Raw genomic sequence first — 18,865 nt, 5'->3', positions numbered from 1 at the left:
ATGTTGCAAAATATTTACCAATCAATATAATTGCGAACGATTATCACTTATAATTATGAGCTTAATAATATGTTAAATAAAATTTTTTTTAATCGGGAAGTTTTGAGTGTTGCGATTCAAAGTATTTTAGGGGTGAGCATTCTTTCTACTACGGCTTTTGCAGATGAAGTGATCGCAGAGAAGTTAGCTACAATTACAGTAACAGCCAGTCAAACAGAGCATGACCAAAAAAGTGCACCAGCAACGATTAGTGTTATCACGCAAGAAGATTTAGCAAAACGTCCTGTTTATGACTTAGCAGATGCTTTACAACACAGTGCGGGTATCCATATTAATACGTCCTCTGCGTATGGTCGTAAAGAAATAAAAATTCGTGGTCTAGACTCAGATTACACATTGATATTGGTCAATGGACGCCGTGTGAATTCTAGAGATGCATTAACCTCTAATTATTCAAATGATTTTGATTTGTCATCTATTCCTTTGGCTGCAGTAGATCGTATTGAAGTGGTGCGTGGTCCAATGTCATCCATATATGGTGCAGATGCCCTCGGTGGCGTCGTTAACATTATTTTAAAGAAACCAAGTGAGCAATTAGAGACCGCGTTTAACTATAGTTATGAGCTACCAACTGAAGGGGATGATGGGGCAATTCATAAAGCAAGTGCCTATATTGGTGGCAGCCTGATAGAAAACAAACTCTTGGCAAATTTGGTACTTGAGGGTGTCGATCAGCAGGCTTGGCGTTCTGAACAAAGCATTTATAAAAATACGGATGCAGCGGAAAAACGTAAAGGTTTTAGTATCCTTTCAAATGTCAGTTGGCTGATTAATGATAACCAGACTTTAGATATTGACTTGACCCATCGTTCAGATGACCGTAAAGCGGTATGGAACAACTATGGTCTGTCATTTCCGACCAATATCCAAGAAATGGACCGTACCAGTGTTGGGCTGACTTATTCTGCAAATTGGAATGATATTAACAGCAGACTGCGTTATTACTATGAAAACGTAGACTTGATGGATAACTCAGAAATCATCACCAATTTATATAAGAAGACGGGAGATATTCAGCAGACCAATCATACGGTTGATGCCCAATTGAGCGGTCATATTGGAGAACAACACTTAGTGACTGGCGGAGCCGAGTTCCGTAAAACAGAGTTAGAGCATAATCAAAACTTGAATGGATCTGCATCGGTAAATCAAACAGCATTTTATTTACAAGATGAATGGAAACTTGACCGACTCGCTCTGACCTTTGCTGGACGCTTTGATGACTATGATAGTTTTGGCAGTGAGTTCAGCCCACGCTTTTATAGCGTTTATCAAGTCACGGATCAATTTAATTTAAAAGGGGGAATTGGTAAATCATTTAAGGCACCGAGTCTGTCACAATCCGATCCTACATATTCAGTATTGGCCTGCCGTGGCATGTGTCAGGTGGTGGGGAACACGGACTTGGAACCAGAAACGGCAACAAGTTATGAGTTTGGTGGTGTGTATGAAAATGACCAGTTTTATGCAAGTTTAATGTACTTCGATAACGACATTAAAAACATGATTGTAAGCGATGGTTGGAGAGCGGGATACCGTCCTAAAGTCATGACTTATACCAATGTGCATTCAGCATCAGTCAAAGGTGTAGAACTTGAGAGCCAGTATGATGTGAATGATGCTTTAGGTATGAAGTTTAATTACACCTATTCAGATGCTAAAAATAAAGATACAGACAAAGAACTCGACTATAGCCCGCGTCATACAGGCAATATGGCTTTGGATTGGCGTGTGAATGATGCGTTGGGATTGAACCTCAACTATCAATATATTGGTAGCCAAATGCTCTATGTGCCTGCCATTTCTAAGAGTAAAAAATCAGATGATTACCATGTTTTAGGCCTAAGTGGGCAGTATCAATTTAACCCAAGTTTTACTATGCAAGCGGGGATTAAAAACTTAACCAATACCAAGCGCGATGATGTCGCACGTTCTATTGATTACATTTTAATGGGCCGAACGGCTTTTGTCGGGTTTAATTTTAAGTATTGATTTAAACGATTATGAGCTAAAGAAGCACATTAGGTGCTTCTGTAGCTCCATTTGATAAGAGGAATTATCTATAAAAATGTTGAGCTAATAGCCTAGAAGTATTTGATTGATAAGATCAAATGAGTAGGCAATAGAACTTAGTTGAGAAATTACTTAAGATAAAAAGCTTGTATATGTAAATGGGTCTGTTATAGATGGTTTAGTACAACGTATAAAAAGTGATATCCGTGAAAATTGGGGTTATTGGTGGAGTTGCTGCTGGAAAAGTAAGGGAAAGTATTGCAGTGGGTTTTAATTCAACAGAATTAGAATGGGCATGTGAATACGAAAAACCCACGGCTCCTGTGATCTACAGTGCTGGATTTCAAAGAGTCATTGCTCGACCTGGGCTTGCAGAATTTGATAAATACAAACTCATGATTCTTGAAAGAGAAGGGGTGTTAAAACTCTTTTATGTTCTTGAGGGTATCTGTGAAGAAGAGTTGAATCTTCAACTGAATCAGTACTGGGATAGGTCTGACCCTCTTGGGTATCATTATTGATAGACCACTGAACTTAATAAAATTATATGCTTGTGCCTGAAATATTGAGGGGATTGAAGATCAGTTGAGATACCCCATTTTTTAGATTAATCATTGTTTTAAGGGGAATTCTTAAGCCTATCATTTGATATGTTTTTTATTGTATTTTGAACTTAATGCATTGATTAATAAATAATATTGTAAAATTTTTCTTCATGGGTTAAAACCCCACAATCGTTTGAAAAATGCACTTCCAAATTTTGTAATATTATAAGGTTTTTATAAATGAAAAAAATCTGTGCTCTCATTTTTGCACTTATCTCGACAACATCATTTGCACAAGATTTAGAGTGCCCAAACCATTTAGTGCTGTTCAAACAATTTATGCAAGAGGAACTGGATCTTCTCAAGCATGGTGATGTTCAGCAACTCATTAAATACAATCAGAAATATAATTATTCTTCTCGTTTTAATAGGCTGCATAACGACCAATATTATGTGAATGGTAAATGGATTGAACGGGAGGTATATGAATCGCGGTTGGCCGATGTGTTGGATTTCGTTAGGGAGGGAAACTACTCTGTAACTGGATTTAAACTACAGCCTATAAAGGCGAATAGGCTGATTTCGGTGGGAGAGATTTGTGTGATTCCTGTAGAAATTCAAACGCGAATTTCTGGAGATATTGAGTTAAGTACGAATGATTGGATCTTCGTGAGAAGTCTAAAAAGTAACAAGTGGCGAACATTCACTTATTTAGAGACTGTTAGTGCAGAAGATTTTAAAGTTTTTTTCCCAGATTTCCCGTCTGATATTCAATTGAAATAACACTTAGTAAGTGAAAGATCTATATGAAGTACTACTGTACTGTTTTTAAACAGCCCACGTTAAAAGTGGGCTTCGGTGCATAAGTCTATGCGATCAATCTTAGTGTTGAAGGCTGTTTTTTTATTTTTTGAATTCAGTAATCTGGATCGGTTTGTCTTTGACAAACTCGACAATACCTTCACTTCCTTTGATATGAATAGAAACACCTTTACCGTCAGTCATGAGCATACCGCTTGCAGCTGGTGCACTTTTAAGCATGAATGTTCGGTCTGAGTTATCCGTCATCATCGCTGTTTCAAAATTATCAGATGACTTCAGTTCAATCGTTAAATCCATTGGCCCTGTGAAGTGAACCACTTGAGTTTCAGCAGGCTTGTTCGTTGCAGTATTTTCTGAAGTGACTTGTCCCGTTGGTGCAGAAGTACAACCGACTAAAGCTAAAGTAATGAGTGTTGCACCTAAAATATTTTTCATAAAACTGACCTTTTTATATATAAATCATAAGTCCATATATACTATTTGTTATACCTTATGTTTAAAAGTTTGGTTTACATTCGCCTTACATAAATAGAGCTTTACGCTGGATAAACGTACTTTCTTCACCTTAAATGATTCAAAATGCGCTTTAAAGTGCTTATTCAAACATCATACAACAGAGTAAATTGACATTTAAACGTTCAATTTACTCAGTGGCATTAAATGCATCATGGTAGCTGACAACACCCTGAGGTATTTCCCCATTGAAACTCAGGGCTTGAAAGTATTCACTAGGAACGCCAGGTAAAACTAACTCTAAATAAGAGCGAAACCCAAAACGATGATAATAATTTGGGTCACCTAAAAGAACACAGCCCTTTGCACCCACTTGTTTTAATTTTTCAAGGGATGCTAGTATCAGTTGTGACCCGATGCCCAAACCTTGTTTAGTTGGGCAGACAGAAATTGGGCCTAAACCATACCAACCTGTTGCACCTGTCGAGATAGATACAGGTGAAATAGCGACATGACCCACTATTTCCCCATTTTCAACAGCAACCAAAGAAATCGTGAGTTGACCACTTTTTCTCAGGCTGTTCACAATGAACTGTTCGGTGTGGCTAGTATGTTCTGCATTTAAAAATGCAGCGCGAGTTAACGTATCAATGGCTTCAATATCTTTTGGCTGTTCGTCTCGAATTATGATGTTCATTCACAAATCCTTCTCGGTTTAGGGTTGAGCTGAAAATGCTCGTTAGTCTTTGCTCTTTAAGTGAGTGATTTTAACCAACTCTAAACAGCTCAGACCAGTTGGTCAAATAGGCAGGGGAGCGATTGCATTGATTCATTTGCCAGGGTTCTTTTTTCTCATGGCATAGCCCTAATGAGATTAGATTGTTGCCAAAACGCTCTGTAATAGCATCTATCGTATTGGACAGCACTTCACGGTCATTTTGATGGCTATAGTCAGTAAAAAGGTCATGTACAAATTGAGTCTTATCCATAATTTCCAACAAGACAATGCCAGCCTTTTTGTATTTGAACCCCGCCTTGTAAATTTGATCAATGCCCTTCATCGCTGCCTGTGTGATTTTGAGCAAATCATCGGTATGTTCATGCATGTGTATAATGGTATAGGGCGAGTAACGTTCCTGTTGATTAAAACGGCCAGTTTGAATATACACCCCGATCATTTTACAAATAGAGCGATCATGACGCAGACGTTTCACTGCACTGGCAACATATAAGCGTACAGAGGCTTTAATGTCATCAATATCATAAACAGCCTGTCCATAGGAACGACTACTAATAATCTGTTTATGGGCAACCTTATCGCTCTCAATATTAATGAAAGATGTTCCCTGAAGCTCACGGACAGTCTTTTCCATGACAATACTAAAATGCTTTTTGATTTCACTGGGATTAGACTCAATCAGGTCTAAAACGGTATGAATGCCCATGGCATTTAGTTTTTTACAGTTCTGCCGACCAACGCCCCAGACCTCACCGACCTCCACATGTGCAAGCATGTATTCAGCCGTACACGGGTCCATGTGTGCCAAATTGCACACGCCATTTAGAGCCTTATTTTTCTTGGCTAGATGATTGGCTATTTTGGCTTCTGTTTTGGAACGACCAATGCCAATACAGCAGGGAAGTCCAAGCCATTGCCATGCTTTATCTTTCATATCTTTGGCATAATCAGTGATATCGAATAAATGCTCATAGGCCGTCAGCTTTAAAAAGCATTCATCAATGGAATAGATTTCCTGTTCATCGGCTGCGACATATTGCCCGAGTAACTGCATGAAGCGGCTAGACATTGCACCGTATAAAGCGTAGTTGCTCGAAAATACCTGAATATTGTGCTGCTGGACGAGTTCTTGAATGTGGAAAAAAGGGACCGCCATACGAATGCCGAGATCCTTGGCTTCTTGACTCCGAGCAACGACACAACCATCGTTATTACTTAACACAATGACAGGCTGGTCATTCAGTTTTGGGTTAAATACACGTTCACACGAGACATAGCAATTATTCACGTCAACGAGCGCGAATATTTCAGTTTCATTTTTCATGTTGCTTCTTCTTATTTTTTTAACGGTGGTACAGACGTTTTAAGTTAAACGTCACTACTCCCCAAATGACAAAGGTTTGATTCTCTGTCGGAATAATATGTTCATACTCGGGGTTTTCAGCTTTCAGCCACATTTGAGGCAAAGGGTAATTTTCATCCCCAAAAATGTCTTTGATGTCCGACTTTGACATTTTTTTCGTAATCATCAACCTTTTAATGGTGGAATCTTTATTATCAATTAAAGCCACCACGATGTCGTAGTGTTTGGCTTCAATACTCCGATCAATAATAATCGGGTCATTTACTTCAAGACCTACACCTAACATTGACTCACTGTCTACATAAGCCATGAACGTCGCAATTGGGTTTTGAATGAGAAAATCATTCAGATCAATGGCTTTGCCTTGCTCATCTTTTGTACTGAAGGCTGGACCTGCGGGAATGCGTTCTAAAGAGACAGGAAGGGAGACTTTGGACTGAGGCAAAATAGGTGTCAGCCCAAGTTGATCCACAAATTCGGCTTGCTGCGCAATTTGCTCAAGCATACTATTGATGGTGGGGCTGGGTTTACCTTCGGGCCCCATGAGATCTTGTAAAGACGACCATGCGTCGTCCGAGAAGTAGATGGGTAACTTCTTTGACATGATAAATACTCCTACGCAACAAGGCGTGTTTGGAAGTGAAATCGGTCTGTTTAGAATATGCTGATGTGAGTCAAAATTCAAATTTTAAAACAGCTAATAAATAAGGCTACGTCAAATCTGGTCGTGAAAGAGAAGAGTTAGAAACTTTGTTTTGGGGGAATAATAGCCCTTTGAGCAGGGCTATTATGAGAAGTGTTTATATCTTTAAGCCTATGATCTAACTAAAAACTTAAGGCTTGGTTCCTAAAAACTCAAACGGTTTGGTGACTTTAAAAGAAGCATTGGCTTTGCCTGCATAGGTCATCGCTTGGTCTGGGCCAAGTTCTAACTTTTTGGTTTGACCATCTTTAAAGTTAATCTCTTTTAAATCGACCCAAAACACATTTGGTGAAACGGCAGATTCAAAGAAATATAAACTACGTTTATGATCGACCACCGTACGCCAACGGGTTGAGGAAATATTCGGCTCTTCTTCAGTGTTTAGGCCAAAAGGGACTGAGGTATTGCGGATGACACTAAATACACTGGCAAGCGAATGGTCTGGAGTTGCATTTTTTGGAATCGCATTGATATAAAAAGAAGCACGGGCAAAACGATCAGATGCGCGGTTAGTGCCTGGAAGCATGGTTGTGCCACCAATTTGCTTCCAATAGCTATTTAAAGCGAGCTGTTGATCAAACGTTGGCGAGTTGGTCATCACTTGATACTGTCGACCATGATGAATGACTTGTTTACCGTTAATATACTCAATAATGGCACTATCACCTGTGGCATCGGAAATGGATAAATGCAGGGTAGCTAAACGTTTCTCACCTGGAACTTGGTCAGTCACAACGATGAAAGGCTCTTTTTCGAGTGCCTGAATGGCTTCATGCACCGTGGCATAATTATCTAAAACATATTGTGCCCAAAGTGAAATACTTAAGGGCGGCTTTTTAGCGGTTTGCACATTTGGATATTCAGACTCTACTAGCCATAGCAAGTTGGCCATGAGCCCTTTTTCATTGACGCCATCAGTGGTGGAAATGTCATAACCTGTTGCAACCACACTGCCATATTTTGATGTCCATCGAATAGATTTTGGACCTGCCATACCATTACGTTTGACATTATTGGGTAAGATCCACAAATTTGTCCCAACATCGCTTTTCCAGTCCATCGAGCGCGCAGTTATGACATCATTATTGCCCAGATAAACTACACGGGTACATGCCATAGCAGCTTCGGCTACTACAAATATTCCAGCGGCAAATAATACTCTTTTTAATACATTGTTCATTATCATGCTCTCTTAGAAAATAGGTAAATTAATGCCAATCACTGGCCCTTGTTGTCGAATGTCCCAATGAAAATTATTCGCTTTATAATCTTGGTCAAAGTAACGATAACCCGCTCGGAGGTTTAGGTTTCGATTCATGATTGGAATGCGATACCCCAAATAAGCATGTACAGAAATAGTATTTTCAACGCCAAAAGTAATTTCTGATGCCAAGTTCCAAGCTGAGTCAAAGTTATATTTAAAACGAGAACCCCAGAAAAATTCGTTCCATGAGGTCTCCATATTTAATGTTTGGTTTAAAGCACTCAAGTTTGCTTCGGCTTTGGTGTGATTTATCCCAATGGTCGGCTCTATCACGAGTTTTGGATAATTTTGAGTAGTGGTTTCGGGAGAGATATAAGCTTGATAGTAAAGCCCATAGCTGGCTTGATTCAACTTGGTGCTGAGAGCAACAGGCACAGACATCGCACTTTTTTCTTGAGAGGTTTCAACTGTTTGGTGGTCGAGAAAAAGCCCCCAGCGACCTTTACTCAGGTCAACGTGCGCCATAAAAGAATGATCTAGCTCCTTGATGGTTTCCTTTAAAGGTTGATCGACCTTATAACTCAAGTTTCCTTGGCCTATTTTTCCATCGACATCTGCACCAAAGGCATATAGGTTCAGATTTAGTTTTGGTACGCCGTGAAAGGTCTCTGTAAAGCTTTCTGCCATTGTACTTTGGCTTAGAGAAATACCGAGTGAAAGAAATAAATATGTTTTAAATTTCATGTCAGCCCCTTTTTTTATATATATTTTTTTACCACGTGATATAAAAATACAGCATGGCTGATTTGATCATTTTTAGTACAGATTTATTTTAATGCTTTTTATTTAAAAAAGCATTTTCAAAATATATGAAATTAAAGTGAAGCCAAATTTTAGCGAGATGACTTCGTATTTAATGATTAAAACTTTACTGCTTATCTTTTATCTAATTATTCAGGATGTCGGTAGTTAAGTAATCTGAATAATTAGATAGTTGTTGAAGTTATAAAACATCATAAATGGGTAAATAAAAGCTTTAGTGCCAGAGCGATTAATATGAGTCCCATCACTCGCTCAAACTTTTTTCCCATTTTTAAAAACTGCTGTCGAACGATGGGGCGAGAAAACAAAACAGCAACAAGCATGAACCAAAGTGCATTGACGCTACACATCCATATCCCATAAGCAAATTGCACTTTCATCGGGGTTGTGGGGCTGACCAGTGTAGTAAAGATCGCCAGAAAAAAAATAGTCGCTTTGGGGTTAAGTGCATTGGTCATAAAGCCTGTCATAAAGGCTTTGCTTCGACTTAATGGGGTATTGGATGCCTGTTCAAATGAAGGATCAATATTGATCGAGGGGGCACGTAATAAGCTCCAACCTAAATAAATTAAATACAGTGCGCCTGCTATTCTCAAAATAAGCATGAACCACGGACTTTGTTGAATAACAATGCCCAAGCCTATAAGGGTATATAAAACATGAACGGAAATTCCTAGACCAATTCCAATAGCCGTGATGCAACCAATCGCATAGCCATAGCGCACGCTATTTCTAACCGTAATGGCGAAGTCGGGACCAGGTAAAAGGACCGCAAAAAAATGCACCAAAGCCAAAGCTAAAAATTCTGAACTATATTGCATCCACATATTATTGATGCTCATCCGAAACGCGATAGCTCACGGTTAATTTATCTTTTTTAAGTTTATAGCCTGTAATTTCGAGCGTCCCAATTTCAGATAAATTTTGGACATGGGTTCCGCCACAGGGAAATGCAGGTAAATCGCCAAAACTGACTTCACGGTAGCCATCAGCATTTTGTTGAGTCAGTCTGACGAGTTGGCTAGAAATATATAGATTACATAGAAGCTCTAAAGTTTCTAAATCTTGGTCTTCAGAATGGTCTTGTTTGACAAATTGGACTTTGCATTTCTCTGGCCAGTGCTGTGCTTTGGTAGGTTCCCAGCCAAATGCTTGCATTACATGCCCGATTAAGTGTCCTGCGGAGTGTAGGCGACTGTGATAACGTCGTCGGTTGAGGTCAACTCGTACTTGCGCCAGACCTAATGTAGTGGCGTGATTAGAATAATGAATAATTTGATCATTTTGCATGACAACATGAAGTACATCTGCATCATTGATTTTACCTACATCACTGGGTTGGCCACCACCTTGCGGGTGAAATGGTGTGTTGGAGAGCTGAATCGCAAATCGACCATCTTCAGTGGGTTCACACTTTAGAACCTCTACCTCAGCTTGAGTGATGTCGGATAGATATAAAGCTTGAGTCATGATTATCTCTGTCAAAATTTCACAGAAAAGATTATAGGAGGCTTCATTATTGATGATAATCTAGTAAAAAATTAAATTACTTTTTCCTCATGAGCACAAATCAAAGTATAGCTTTACTCCAAGAAATGGCTATTTTTGTCAAAGTTGTGGAGACAGGCAGTTTTTCAGAAACTGCCCGACAGCTTGGAAATACACCGTCCGCAGTGAGTAAAGCCATTAGCCGATTGGAACGGGCTTTAGGAACACGGCTACTTGAAAGAACAACACGAAAACTGCGTTTAAGTGAGAGTGGGAAACAAACTTATGATCATTGTCTAGAGATGGTCAGAGCCGCCCAAGCAGTGATTGAGCATTCAGGCAAATTCAATACTGAACCGAGTGGCACCGTTCGGATTAGTGTCCCGAAAGCCGTAGGGCATTATCTGATTCACCCCTATATCCCCGAGTTTCTTGAACTGTATCCGCAAATAGATATTCAACTGTTACTGGAAGATCGGTTGATAGATTTTATTGACGATGAAATTGACCTAGCTATACGTATTACCAATGAACCGCCGTTGGGCTTAAAGGGCCGACAGCTGATTCGTATTGATCATGTCTTAGTGGCGACAGCCGAGTATTTAAAAAAGAATGGAACGCCTCAGCAACCGAGTGATTTAAATCAACATCAATGTATTTTTTTAGGTGAACAAGTCAGCGATTCAAAGTGGAAATTTCAAAAAGGCAATAAAACCACCAGTGTAACTGTAAAAGGACGTTATTCAGCAAATCATACGGGTATCCGTCTAGATGCAGCTTTAAAACATATGGGCGTTGCAAGTTTGCCGTATTTTATGGCGAGACATGCTTTGAATAGCCAAGCACTGATCCAAGTATTACCAGATTGGCATTTCAAGACCTATTATAGTGGGGATGCTTGGTTGCTTTATCCGCCTACACGCTACTTAGCACCGAAAATCGAGGTTTTTATCCAGTTTATTGCAAAGAAACTAAGCCTAGAACCTGTTTTGAAAAATGAAGAGACACAGAGTTAATTTGTTAAAATACGATTATTTAAAGATAGCGAGAGCATGATGAATACTCGTGTTGACCTAGAGTGTTGCTGAACAATAAAAATGGGCAGAGTATTTTTTTAAATAGCCTAAGCAGAAGATCAAGATTTAAGCCATCGTCTATACATCCAATGTATCGCATAATTTGTATAATGTAACGTTTAAGTCCTAGTCTTAAAAAGACTTTGAAAAGAGATAAGCATCTTAATAAGAGATACGCAATGAAAAAACATCTACTTTATTCTTCTATCTTGGGTTTAAGCATACCTGTTTTGAGCTATGCAGATACAACCAATATTCATGTTTTAAGTGCAACGGTAAAAGATCAAAATATTGCCGATGCACAAGTCATATTACAAAAAAATGGTGAACAGTCTGCATCAACCTCAACCAACGCAGACGGTCGGGCAACGGTGAACAGTAGCAGTGCAAATGGCGCAGACAATTTATTGATTATCAAAAAATCAGGCTATTCTACACTGGTGGCAAAATGTCCTTGTGATGGTATGACCTATGCTTTAAGCCCTGTATTGAAAGACTTAAACAGTATGCGAATCGTTTTAAACTGGGGGCAGAGTCCTTCAGATCTGGACTCACATTTAAGTTATAAAAATCAACATGTGTATTGGGACAATAAACAAGGGCAAGATGCCAATTTAGATGTTGACGACACAGACGCTTATGGCCCTGAAACGGTGACGATTAATAAACGTTTAGATGGGCAATATTATGTTTATTCAGTGCATGATTATTCAGACCGCGCGAAACCCAATACTGCGAACCTGTCGAATAGCCAAGCTAAAGTTATGGTTTATGTAGGCGAGTCTTTGATCCGCTCTTACTATATTCCAACGGGTTTGACAGGGAACTTATGGACTGTGTTCCGCATTAGTCCAGAGGGTGAAATCCAAGATATTAACCGTATTTCGGGGACAACCATTGGGGCAAGCCAAGTGGGTTCAACTGTATCGAGTTATCAAAGCCAAGCGATGCAGGTGCATTATGTTCCTGTTTCAGCCAATACACAGGCAAGGGCTAAAGCACTGAATTTGAGAGCGGATAAGGCGTATAAAAACAATCAATTTGAACAAGCTGCACTGATTTATCAACAGTCCATTGATTACAATCCGAATGTCGGGCAGACCTATAGCAATCTTGCTGTTGCTTATCAAAAGTTGAATCGTTCATCTGAGGCATTATGGGCAAATCAAAAGGCGATTGCTTTAGCGTCCAATGACAATACCAAAGCGTATTCACATTACAATATTGGTAAAATTTATGAAAATAATCAGGACTATGCTCAAGCTAAACAACATTACCAATTGGCAAATCAATACAAGCCAAGTGCGACCTATGATGAGGCTATTCAGCGAGTGAGTCGCTAAGTCTCTTAACATCGTATTGGCTTAAACTGAATAAACCGTACCAGTACGAAATGCACCCCAGAAGTTGGATCATTGTGTCTAATTCAAAGGGTGCTTTTTTTATTTAAGATTTTCGTGATCTGTTTATGTTGTTACCATGGCAAATGGCGAAGGATAGAGTAGTGTTGTAACCCCGAATTTTTAGGTTCAATAAAAAAGACACCTACAACATTGGGATCAATACAGATCGAAATATTGAAGATGTCTTGGGTTTCAGTGAGTAATCCACTATTTTGGTTCAGTAATCACCGATAATTTTTCTACACCAACACGCTCTATGCTGGCTAAGAGTTTAGCCACTGTACCATAAGGGACAGTTTCATCGGCATTTAAGTTTAATGCTAACTTCGCATTGGTATTTTTACGCTGTGTGATTTCTTGCTCAAAATTTTCGAGTTTGACTGGGTCTTTATCCAAAAAGATTGCGCCATCAGGTTTTACGCTAATCACCAGCGCTTTGTTTTGATCTGTAGATTGTGTTGGTGCAGCTTTGGGTAAGTTGACCTTCACACTATTGGTTAATAAAGGCGCCGTGACGATAAACACGATCAATAACACCAACATCACGTCGACCAGTGGGGTAATGTTAATGTCGCTGACGACATCGTCATCTTGAGAGGTTGAAATAGCCATATTAAGCCAAAGCCTCCTTTTCTTGAGATGACAGCTGATGTGCCGTCACTGGTTTTGCCGCAACATGGGTACTTTGAGTTTTGGTTGGAAGTTGGAAACCTACTTTTTGAGTGAGGCTGACAAAGTCTGTTGCAAAGTCATCTAAATCTGCACCAATGCCTTTTACTTTACGAACAAAATAGTTATAGGCAAGTACAGCAGGAACAGCCACAGCAATACCAATACCTGTTGCAACTAATGCCTGACCAATTGGACCTGCGACTACATCCATGCTGGCACTGCCTGATTGAGCAATCGCTTGTAAGGCGTGAATAATCCCAAACACGGTGCCAAATAAACCAATAAATGGGGCATTATTACCAATGGATGCAAGAACAGCCGAACCTTTCTCCAGTTGGCGACGTTCAGCAAGAATTTGCTTGCGTAAGTGTCGTTCTAATAAATCCTGACGGCTCCACGTTTGTTGTAAGTCTTGATGGGTTTTTTCATTGGCATCAGTCAAAGTTTTAAAACCAGTTTGAGCAATACGTGCTGTAGGTCCCTGTGCATCTTCAGATTGGTTAATCGCCTCTGCTAAGTTTTGGGCTGACCAAAAACTGTCGACAAAGCGTTTACTTTCTTTGGTGGCTTTTGAGGTTTGTATGGCTTTCACCACAATCAACACCCACGTTACGATCGAAAAACCGATCAATAGCCAAATGGTTGCATCATGAATAATCGTATTAATATCAGACATATCGAATTTTCCTAAGATAAAATTTTACAGTTTAATTGGGTAATTTGAAGTGAATCGGAACATCGACCCAGCCTTCTATCGGGGTATTGCCACGCATTGCAGGCGAGAATTTCCAACGCTTCACAGTTTTGACAGCAGCATCATCCAGTGCTTTTTTACCGCTGCTATTTTTCAGGTTGATTTCTAAAGGACTGCCTGTGGGTGAGACTTTCACACGTAACATCACAACGCCTTCCCAACCTCGGTCTAATGCCACTTCTGGGTATTCAGGGGCAGGATTACTCAAATAACCGGCATAACCTTTGGCTGCCGTGACGGGCAAGTTTTCTTGAGCAGGCTTACTCACAGCTTCAGCGACTTTTTGGGTCGGTGCGACATTTTCTGTAGGTTCAGCCTGTGGTACAGCTTGAGGCGTTGATTTAGCGACTGGTCTAGGTTGCTCAATTGGCTTCTGCTCGACAGGCTTCTGAATGGATTTTTCAACCACAGGTTTTTGTACAGGTTGAGGCTTTGCTGAAACAGGAGGAATAATCGGTTTTTGTATTTCCTGTTTAAGTTTGGGTTCAATCACCTTAGGTGGCTCTTCCTTGGGTTTTTCAATTACAACCGCGATTGGTTCAGGCTTTTTCACCACTAACGGCGGTGTTGGAAGATGCTCTGCAAGATAAAAAATGCTGTAATGCAATGCTAGAACAGCACCAATTGCCCAAAAGATCTTATGGGTTTGAACGGGTTTTTCTGCTGCGATCGGACTTGCCAAATGGGCAACAAATGGATCTGCAGCTGGAAATACATTGGACTGAACATTTTGAAGTTGTTCAAACAAAATTGCCTTTTTATAAGGACTTCGACTGACTTCACTCATATCAGTAAGGCACCATTCAATAAGATTTAATTTTCATTGCAGAATATTTTTTATTTCATAAATTAAATTGGCTTAATTTGAATAATAAAATATTCTTTCAATTTTAAGTTTTTTATTAATTCACAGGTGAGTGAATTAATTTGGTTAAATAAAACATTGAAAGCATAATGAGTGATTTTTGAAAAATATAGAAAGAATTTTTTTAGATTAGTATTTTTATAAAAAATGATAAAAGATAGATTTTTTTATTTCTTATAATAATTAAATATAATCTATTTTGTATTGATGATATCTGCTTATAAAGTTGAAATTACGCAATGTCTATTTTTGGATTTCATTTAAATATATTTACTAAATAAATCTATTTAAATGAAATAAGACTGTCCATATAGAACAGCCTTATTCTATTTAAAGCTAAAATTTTTAAAAATAGAGCAATAATGCTTAACTAAAGAATATTAGCCACTTTTAAAAAGTGCTCACGTGCTCTAATACGTTCAATCCATGCTTTTAAGTGTGTATGATCATGCTGACGTTCAACATCTAAATTGAACCAGTGATTAAGTGCTAAGGCCAAAGGAATATCGGCAACACCAAAATGAGAGCCAGACAAATAGGGCTGTTCAGCCAGCTCAGTATTGGCAACATCCAGTATTTTTTCTAGTTTTTCTGCTGCGACCTTAACCGCGGCTAAATCTCTTTTGTCTGGTGCTTGACGAACCAAATTAAAGAATACAATCCCAAACACAGGCAGGACGGTGGTGGTGTACCAGTCAATCCATTTCTCTGCACTAAAGCGTAAGCGTGGATCTTCAATCCATAATAAATTTTTTCCATACACTTCAGTTAGATAACGTAAAATAGTGTTGGACTCCCACAGAACTGTGTCACCGTCTTGAATAACAGGAATCAGGCCATTGGGATTGAGCGTTAAAAATTCAGCTGTATCCGTCAGGCCATACTGCTGACCCGCAGGAATGTGTTCAAACTCAAGTCCAAGTTCGGCTGCTAGCCACAGTACTTTGTGGACATTTAAAGAGTTAGGTCTACCCCAAATAGTGATGCTCATATATTTTTCTCAGAAATTTTAGAATATAAAAGTGCGTTACTTTGGTGGAATCTAGCATTTAAGCAATCGTCATTCTGAACAGTCAAAAGACCTAAGCGATATTGCAATTTCACCAAAGTATTTAGATTTAAAAGATTTTAGAAGCGGTAATTAACACGTCCGTAGTAATAACCACCATAGAGTCCAAAAGGTGAAAGCTGTGCATAGTAATTCTCACCTAAGCCATCAACAATGTTCGATTTTTCAGGGTAAGTGTTGAACAAATTGTCTGCACCTAAAGTAAAGGATAGACTGTCCGTAAAGTTATATGTGGCATCTAGATCCACAATCCATTTGGCACCAAAAGTTTGATCTGTAGCTGCTGTTTCACTGCGTGCAATGTAACTACCATAGCGTGATAGGCGAGTATTTAAATCCAGTTTTGCGTATTGCCAATTTGCAGCCAACGTGAATTTGGTTTTCGGATCTGCATCGGTAATCATGCCCTTGGTACGACGGGTGATACGATCAATATTGATACCGTCCAATTGACTTGGATTATCCGCGATGGCTGTAATATCTGTTTCATTCCAGTTGAAACCTAAGCTCCAGCGGATACGACCATATTTCTCTAATTGTTGGGTGTAGTCTGCAACAACATCGACACCATTGGTTTCTGTATCAAATAAGTTGGCATAATAGGTGACATAGTTGACGTTAGAAAAACCGTTTGCTGCCAAGATGTTATTGATGCCCGTTCCTGTAAGACCTGCCGTAGACGCAATACGATCTTTCAGCTCTATACGATAAGCATCGACTGCAAGATTAAAGTTTTTAAATGGGCTATAGGTTAGGCCTAGTGAAAAGTTAGTCGATTTGGTTGGATCGAGTGCTTCTGCACCGAGAGCTTGACCCAGCGCAGAGTCGGTACGTACTGACTTACTGTAGACATCGGAGCGAACACCATTGTTTACAGTACTGACAATACCTGTACTGGCAAAACCTTGTTGGTATAAAGAGGGTGCAATGAAGCCTGTACTGGCTGTCCCACGTATCGCCAGTTGAGGATTGAACTCATAACGGCTGTTAATTTTACCGTTAAAGGTATCGCCTGAACTGTCATCATAATGCTCAAAACGGCCCGCTAAACCTACAAACCAGTTTTCGGTTACATCTAAGCCCAAGTCTAAATAGGCGGCGGTGTTACTACGGCTAATATCGGCTTCATCTTCAGGTAACAGTACACGAGCACCAAAAGTTCCCACAGTCGCAGTTAAACCCGCATTATCACCTGTAGGAATAATATAACCGCCATTTTTATAGGCTAAAGGGTCGGTGGCTTTAGAAGACCAACCTTCTTTACGATAGTCTAGTCCCCAAGCAACATTTAGTGGCGTTGCACCAATTCCAATATCAAAGGTCTTTTTAAAATCAAGATTACTGACCCATTGATAGGCATCGTATTTTTGTAAGCCAAATGATGTTGGGCTAGACGGCCCAAGAGATGGATTTAAGTTGTTTTCAGTGGAGTGGTCTTGTGTATTTTTACCATAAGAACTACTCACATCCCATGCCCAACCGAGCACGTTATCTCCTTTTAGTCCCCAAACGGTTTGCACATCCGTTTCACTTAAAATGACATCGGGGGTTGTACCATTTGGAAAGATTTCAACAATGCCTGATCTGGAATTTGGACGACGGTAAGATGCACCAGTCGAGGCATCACGCCAGCCCGCGGTGGTGTAACTATATAACGTGGCTGCATCGCTTAGAGGAAGCTCAGCATTTGCAGAAACATTAAACTGTTCAACTGATGGCAGACCTAATTTATTTAAATTACGATCTACAGTTGCTTCACGCGGGTCATCTTGACCATTTACTTTTGAATAAATGTTGCCCGAAACGGCCCCTGCACGGGTGGTAGCATCCTGATTTTTTAGGTCAAAACCAAAATTAATAAATCCGTCTTGACCCAATGGTGCACCAACGTTGGCATTCAGTTGGAAGGTTTCTCCATTGCGGTCAGTGCCTGAATAATGCTCGCGACCACCATAGGTGGCACTAATATTGCCACCATGATCTGCTGATTTGAGCACAATATTGATTACCCCTGCAATCGCATCGGAGCCATATTGAGCGGCTGCTCCATCACGTAAAACTTCAACTCGTGCAATAGCACCAATTGGAATCAGATCTAAGTCCGCTGCTTGGTAGCCCTCGCCAAAACCATATTTGTTAATGGCCAAAGCACCGACATGGCGACGTTTACCGTTGACCAGCACGAGTGTATGCCCACCACCTAAGCCACGTAAACCCGCAGAACGTGCAACAGCCCCATAACCATCGGGTTGGCTAGGTACGGTAGCCACACTAAAAGAGGGAATCACTTTTGCCAAAATATCTCTTAAAGCAAGGGTGTTACCTTGTTTGACGAGTTGTTCACCACTAATGATGTCCACAGGTGCGGGACTTTCAGTGATGGTACGAATACCACCACGGTTACCTACCACCACTACACTTTCGAGTTGTTGAACATCTTCTTTTTCAACAGGTGTCACATCTTTTTGCTGAATATCTTCAGCATAGAGAGAACCTGTCACTCCGCAAGTTAATGCAAAAAAAATGGATTGATAGAGAGGGGATATTTTAAAACCCGGCTTTTCAGGCAGAGGCTGTTTTAACTTGAATTGCAGCATTATGTTTTCCACTGATGTGATTTGGATGGCTTTGTTTGAGTCAATAAACGAAAGAATGTGTATATTCTGTGAGTCAATATATAGACTGTTTTTTTATTGTTAAATATTAAATAGTCATTTTAATATCATTTTTAATTAAAAGTTTTTTTGTGTTTTTAAATAAGTAATTCATTATTTTTTATAATAGATTATTTAAAATTAGTTTTTGCTCTTTTTT

General features: G+C 39.6%; 18 protein-coding genes. 5 read left to right on the top strand and 13 right to left on the bottom strand.

Going from position 1 to position 18,865, the window contains the following annotated elements; genetic code table 11:
• The first annotated feature begins 69 nt into the window (after positions 1-69).
• The 3 genes from ACZ8ZH_RS10445 (at position 70) to ACZ8ZH_RS10435 (ending at position 3,401) form a co-directional block, all read left to right on the top strand.
• Positions 70-2,052: a TonB-dependent receptor domain-containing protein gene (locus ACZ8ZH_RS10445; RefSeq protein ID WP_119063613.1), complete on the top strand. Its 1,983-nt coding sequence runs from the start codon at positions 70-72 to the stop codon at positions 2,050-2,052.
• 227 nt (positions 2,053-2,279) lie between these two features.
• Positions 2,280-2,594, top strand: coding sequence for a hypothetical protein (locus tag ACZ8ZH_RS10440; protein WP_086209408.1), 315 nt, complete (start codon positions 2,280-2,282; stop codon positions 2,592-2,594).
• Between the two features lie 264 nt (positions 2,595-2,858).
• Positions 2,859-3,401, top strand: a complete 543-nt coding sequence (locus ACZ8ZH_RS10435) for a hypothetical protein (protein ID WP_119063612.1) — start codon at positions 2,859-2,861, stop codon at positions 3,399-3,401.
• Between the two features lie 120 nt (positions 3,402-3,521).
• Here the strand turns inward: ACZ8ZH_RS10435 and ACZ8ZH_RS10430 are convergent, their stop codons facing one another.
• The 8 genes from ACZ8ZH_RS10430 to ACZ8ZH_RS10395 all read right to left on the bottom strand — a co-directional run bounded on the left by ACZ8ZH_RS10430 (position 3,522) and on the right by ACZ8ZH_RS10395 (position 10,194).
• Complete coding sequence (locus ACZ8ZH_RS10430) at positions 3,522-3,875, bottom strand: putative periplasmic lipoprotein (RefSeq protein WP_119063611.1); 354 nt, start codon at positions 3,873-3,875, stop codon at positions 3,522-3,524.
• A 208-nt stretch (positions 3,876-4,083) separates the two neighbouring features.
• Positions 4,084-4,590: a GNAT family N-acetyltransferase gene (locus ACZ8ZH_RS10425; protein WP_119063610.1), complete on the bottom strand. Its 507-nt coding sequence runs from the start codon at positions 4,588-4,590 to the stop codon at positions 4,084-4,086.
• A 70-nt stretch (positions 4,591-4,660) separates the two neighbouring features.
• Positions 4,661-5,956 (bottom strand): Y-family DNA polymerase, encoded by a 1,296-nt coding sequence (locus ACZ8ZH_RS10420; RefSeq protein WP_119063609.1) that lies wholly within the window; start codon positions 5,954-5,956, stop codon positions 4,661-4,663.
• A gap of 19 nt (positions 5,957-5,975) precedes the next feature.
• Entirely contained in the window at positions 5,976-6,599 is a 624-nt protein-coding gene (locus ACZ8ZH_RS10415) for a LexA family protein (RefSeq protein ID WP_119063608.1), read from the bottom strand.
• A gap of 229 nt (positions 6,600-6,828) precedes the next feature.
• Entirely contained in the window at positions 6,829-7,878 is a 1,050-nt protein-coding gene (locus tag ACZ8ZH_RS10410) for a linear amide C-N hydrolase (protein WP_119063607.1), read from the bottom strand.
• Positions 7,879-7,890: 12 nt separating this feature from the next.
• The gene (locus tag ACZ8ZH_RS10405) at positions 7,891-8,646 is read right to left on the bottom strand and encodes a hypothetical protein (protein WP_119063606.1); all 756 of its coding nucleotides are present in this window, start codon (positions 8,644-8,646) and stop codon (positions 7,891-7,893) included.
• A gap of 269 nt (positions 8,647-8,915) precedes the next feature.
• The gene (locus tag ACZ8ZH_RS10400) at positions 8,916-9,551 is read right to left on the bottom strand and encodes a LysE family translocator (RefSeq protein ID WP_119063605.1); all 636 of its coding nucleotides are present in this window, start codon (positions 9,549-9,551) and stop codon (positions 8,916-8,918) included.
• 1 nt (position 9,552) lies between these two features.
• Positions 9,553-10,194, bottom strand: a complete 642-nt coding sequence (locus ACZ8ZH_RS10395) for an alanyl-tRNA editing protein (protein ID WP_119063604.1) — start codon at positions 10,192-10,194, stop codon at positions 9,553-9,555.
• 89 nt (positions 10,195-10,283) lie between these two features.
• Between ACZ8ZH_RS10395 and ACZ8ZH_RS10390 the strand changes: the two genes are divergently transcribed.
• Together ACZ8ZH_RS10390 and ACZ8ZH_RS10385 are read left to right on the top strand one after the other, a co-directional pair.
• Positions 10,284-11,228 (top strand): LysR family transcriptional regulator, encoded by a 945-nt coding sequence (locus tag ACZ8ZH_RS10390; protein ID WP_086209398.1) that lies wholly within the window; start codon positions 10,284-10,286, stop codon positions 11,226-11,228.
• Positions 11,229-11,467: 239 nt separating this feature from the next.
• Positions 11,468-12,631: a tetratricopeptide repeat protein gene (locus tag ACZ8ZH_RS10385; RefSeq protein ID WP_119063603.1), complete on the top strand. Its 1,164-nt coding sequence runs from the start codon at positions 11,468-11,470 to the stop codon at positions 12,629-12,631.
• Positions 12,632-12,898: 267 nt separating this feature from the next.
• Here ACZ8ZH_RS10385 and ACZ8ZH_RS10380 read toward each other — a convergent pair whose 3' ends face one another.
• The 5 genes from ACZ8ZH_RS10380 to ACZ8ZH_RS10360 form a co-directional block, all read right to left on the bottom strand.
• Positions 12,899-13,303 (bottom strand): ExbD/TolR family protein, encoded by a 405-nt coding sequence (locus ACZ8ZH_RS10380; protein ID WP_086209396.1) that lies wholly within the window; start codon positions 13,301-13,303, stop codon positions 12,899-12,901.
• 1 nt (position 13,304) lies between these two features.
• Complete coding sequence (locus ACZ8ZH_RS10375) at positions 13,305-14,039, bottom strand: MotA/TolQ/ExbB proton channel family protein (protein ID WP_119063602.1); 735 nt, start codon at positions 14,037-14,039, stop codon at positions 13,305-13,307.
• A gap of 31 nt (positions 14,040-14,070) precedes the next feature.
• A complete protein-coding gene (locus tag ACZ8ZH_RS10370) occupies positions 14,071-14,904 on the bottom strand; it encodes an energy transducer TonB (RefSeq protein WP_119063601.1) in 834 nt (277 codons plus the stop codon).
• A 448-nt stretch (positions 14,905-15,352) separates the two neighbouring features.
• Positions 15,353-15,973: a glutathione S-transferase family protein gene (locus ACZ8ZH_RS10365; RefSeq protein ID WP_119063600.1), complete on the bottom strand. Its 621-nt coding sequence runs from the start codon at positions 15,971-15,973 to the stop codon at positions 15,353-15,355.
• A 137-nt stretch (positions 15,974-16,110) separates the two neighbouring features.
• Positions 16,111-18,648: a TonB-dependent receptor plug domain-containing protein gene (locus ACZ8ZH_RS10360; protein WP_119063599.1), complete on the bottom strand. Its 2,538-nt coding sequence runs from the start codon at positions 18,646-18,648 to the stop codon at positions 16,111-16,113.
• Between the last annotated feature and the right edge of the window lie 217 nt (positions 18,649-18,865).

This window comes from Acinetobacter sp. SW-226, from assembly GCF_055632855.1.
This window is presented reverse-complemented; position numbering and strand designations above follow the sequence as displayed.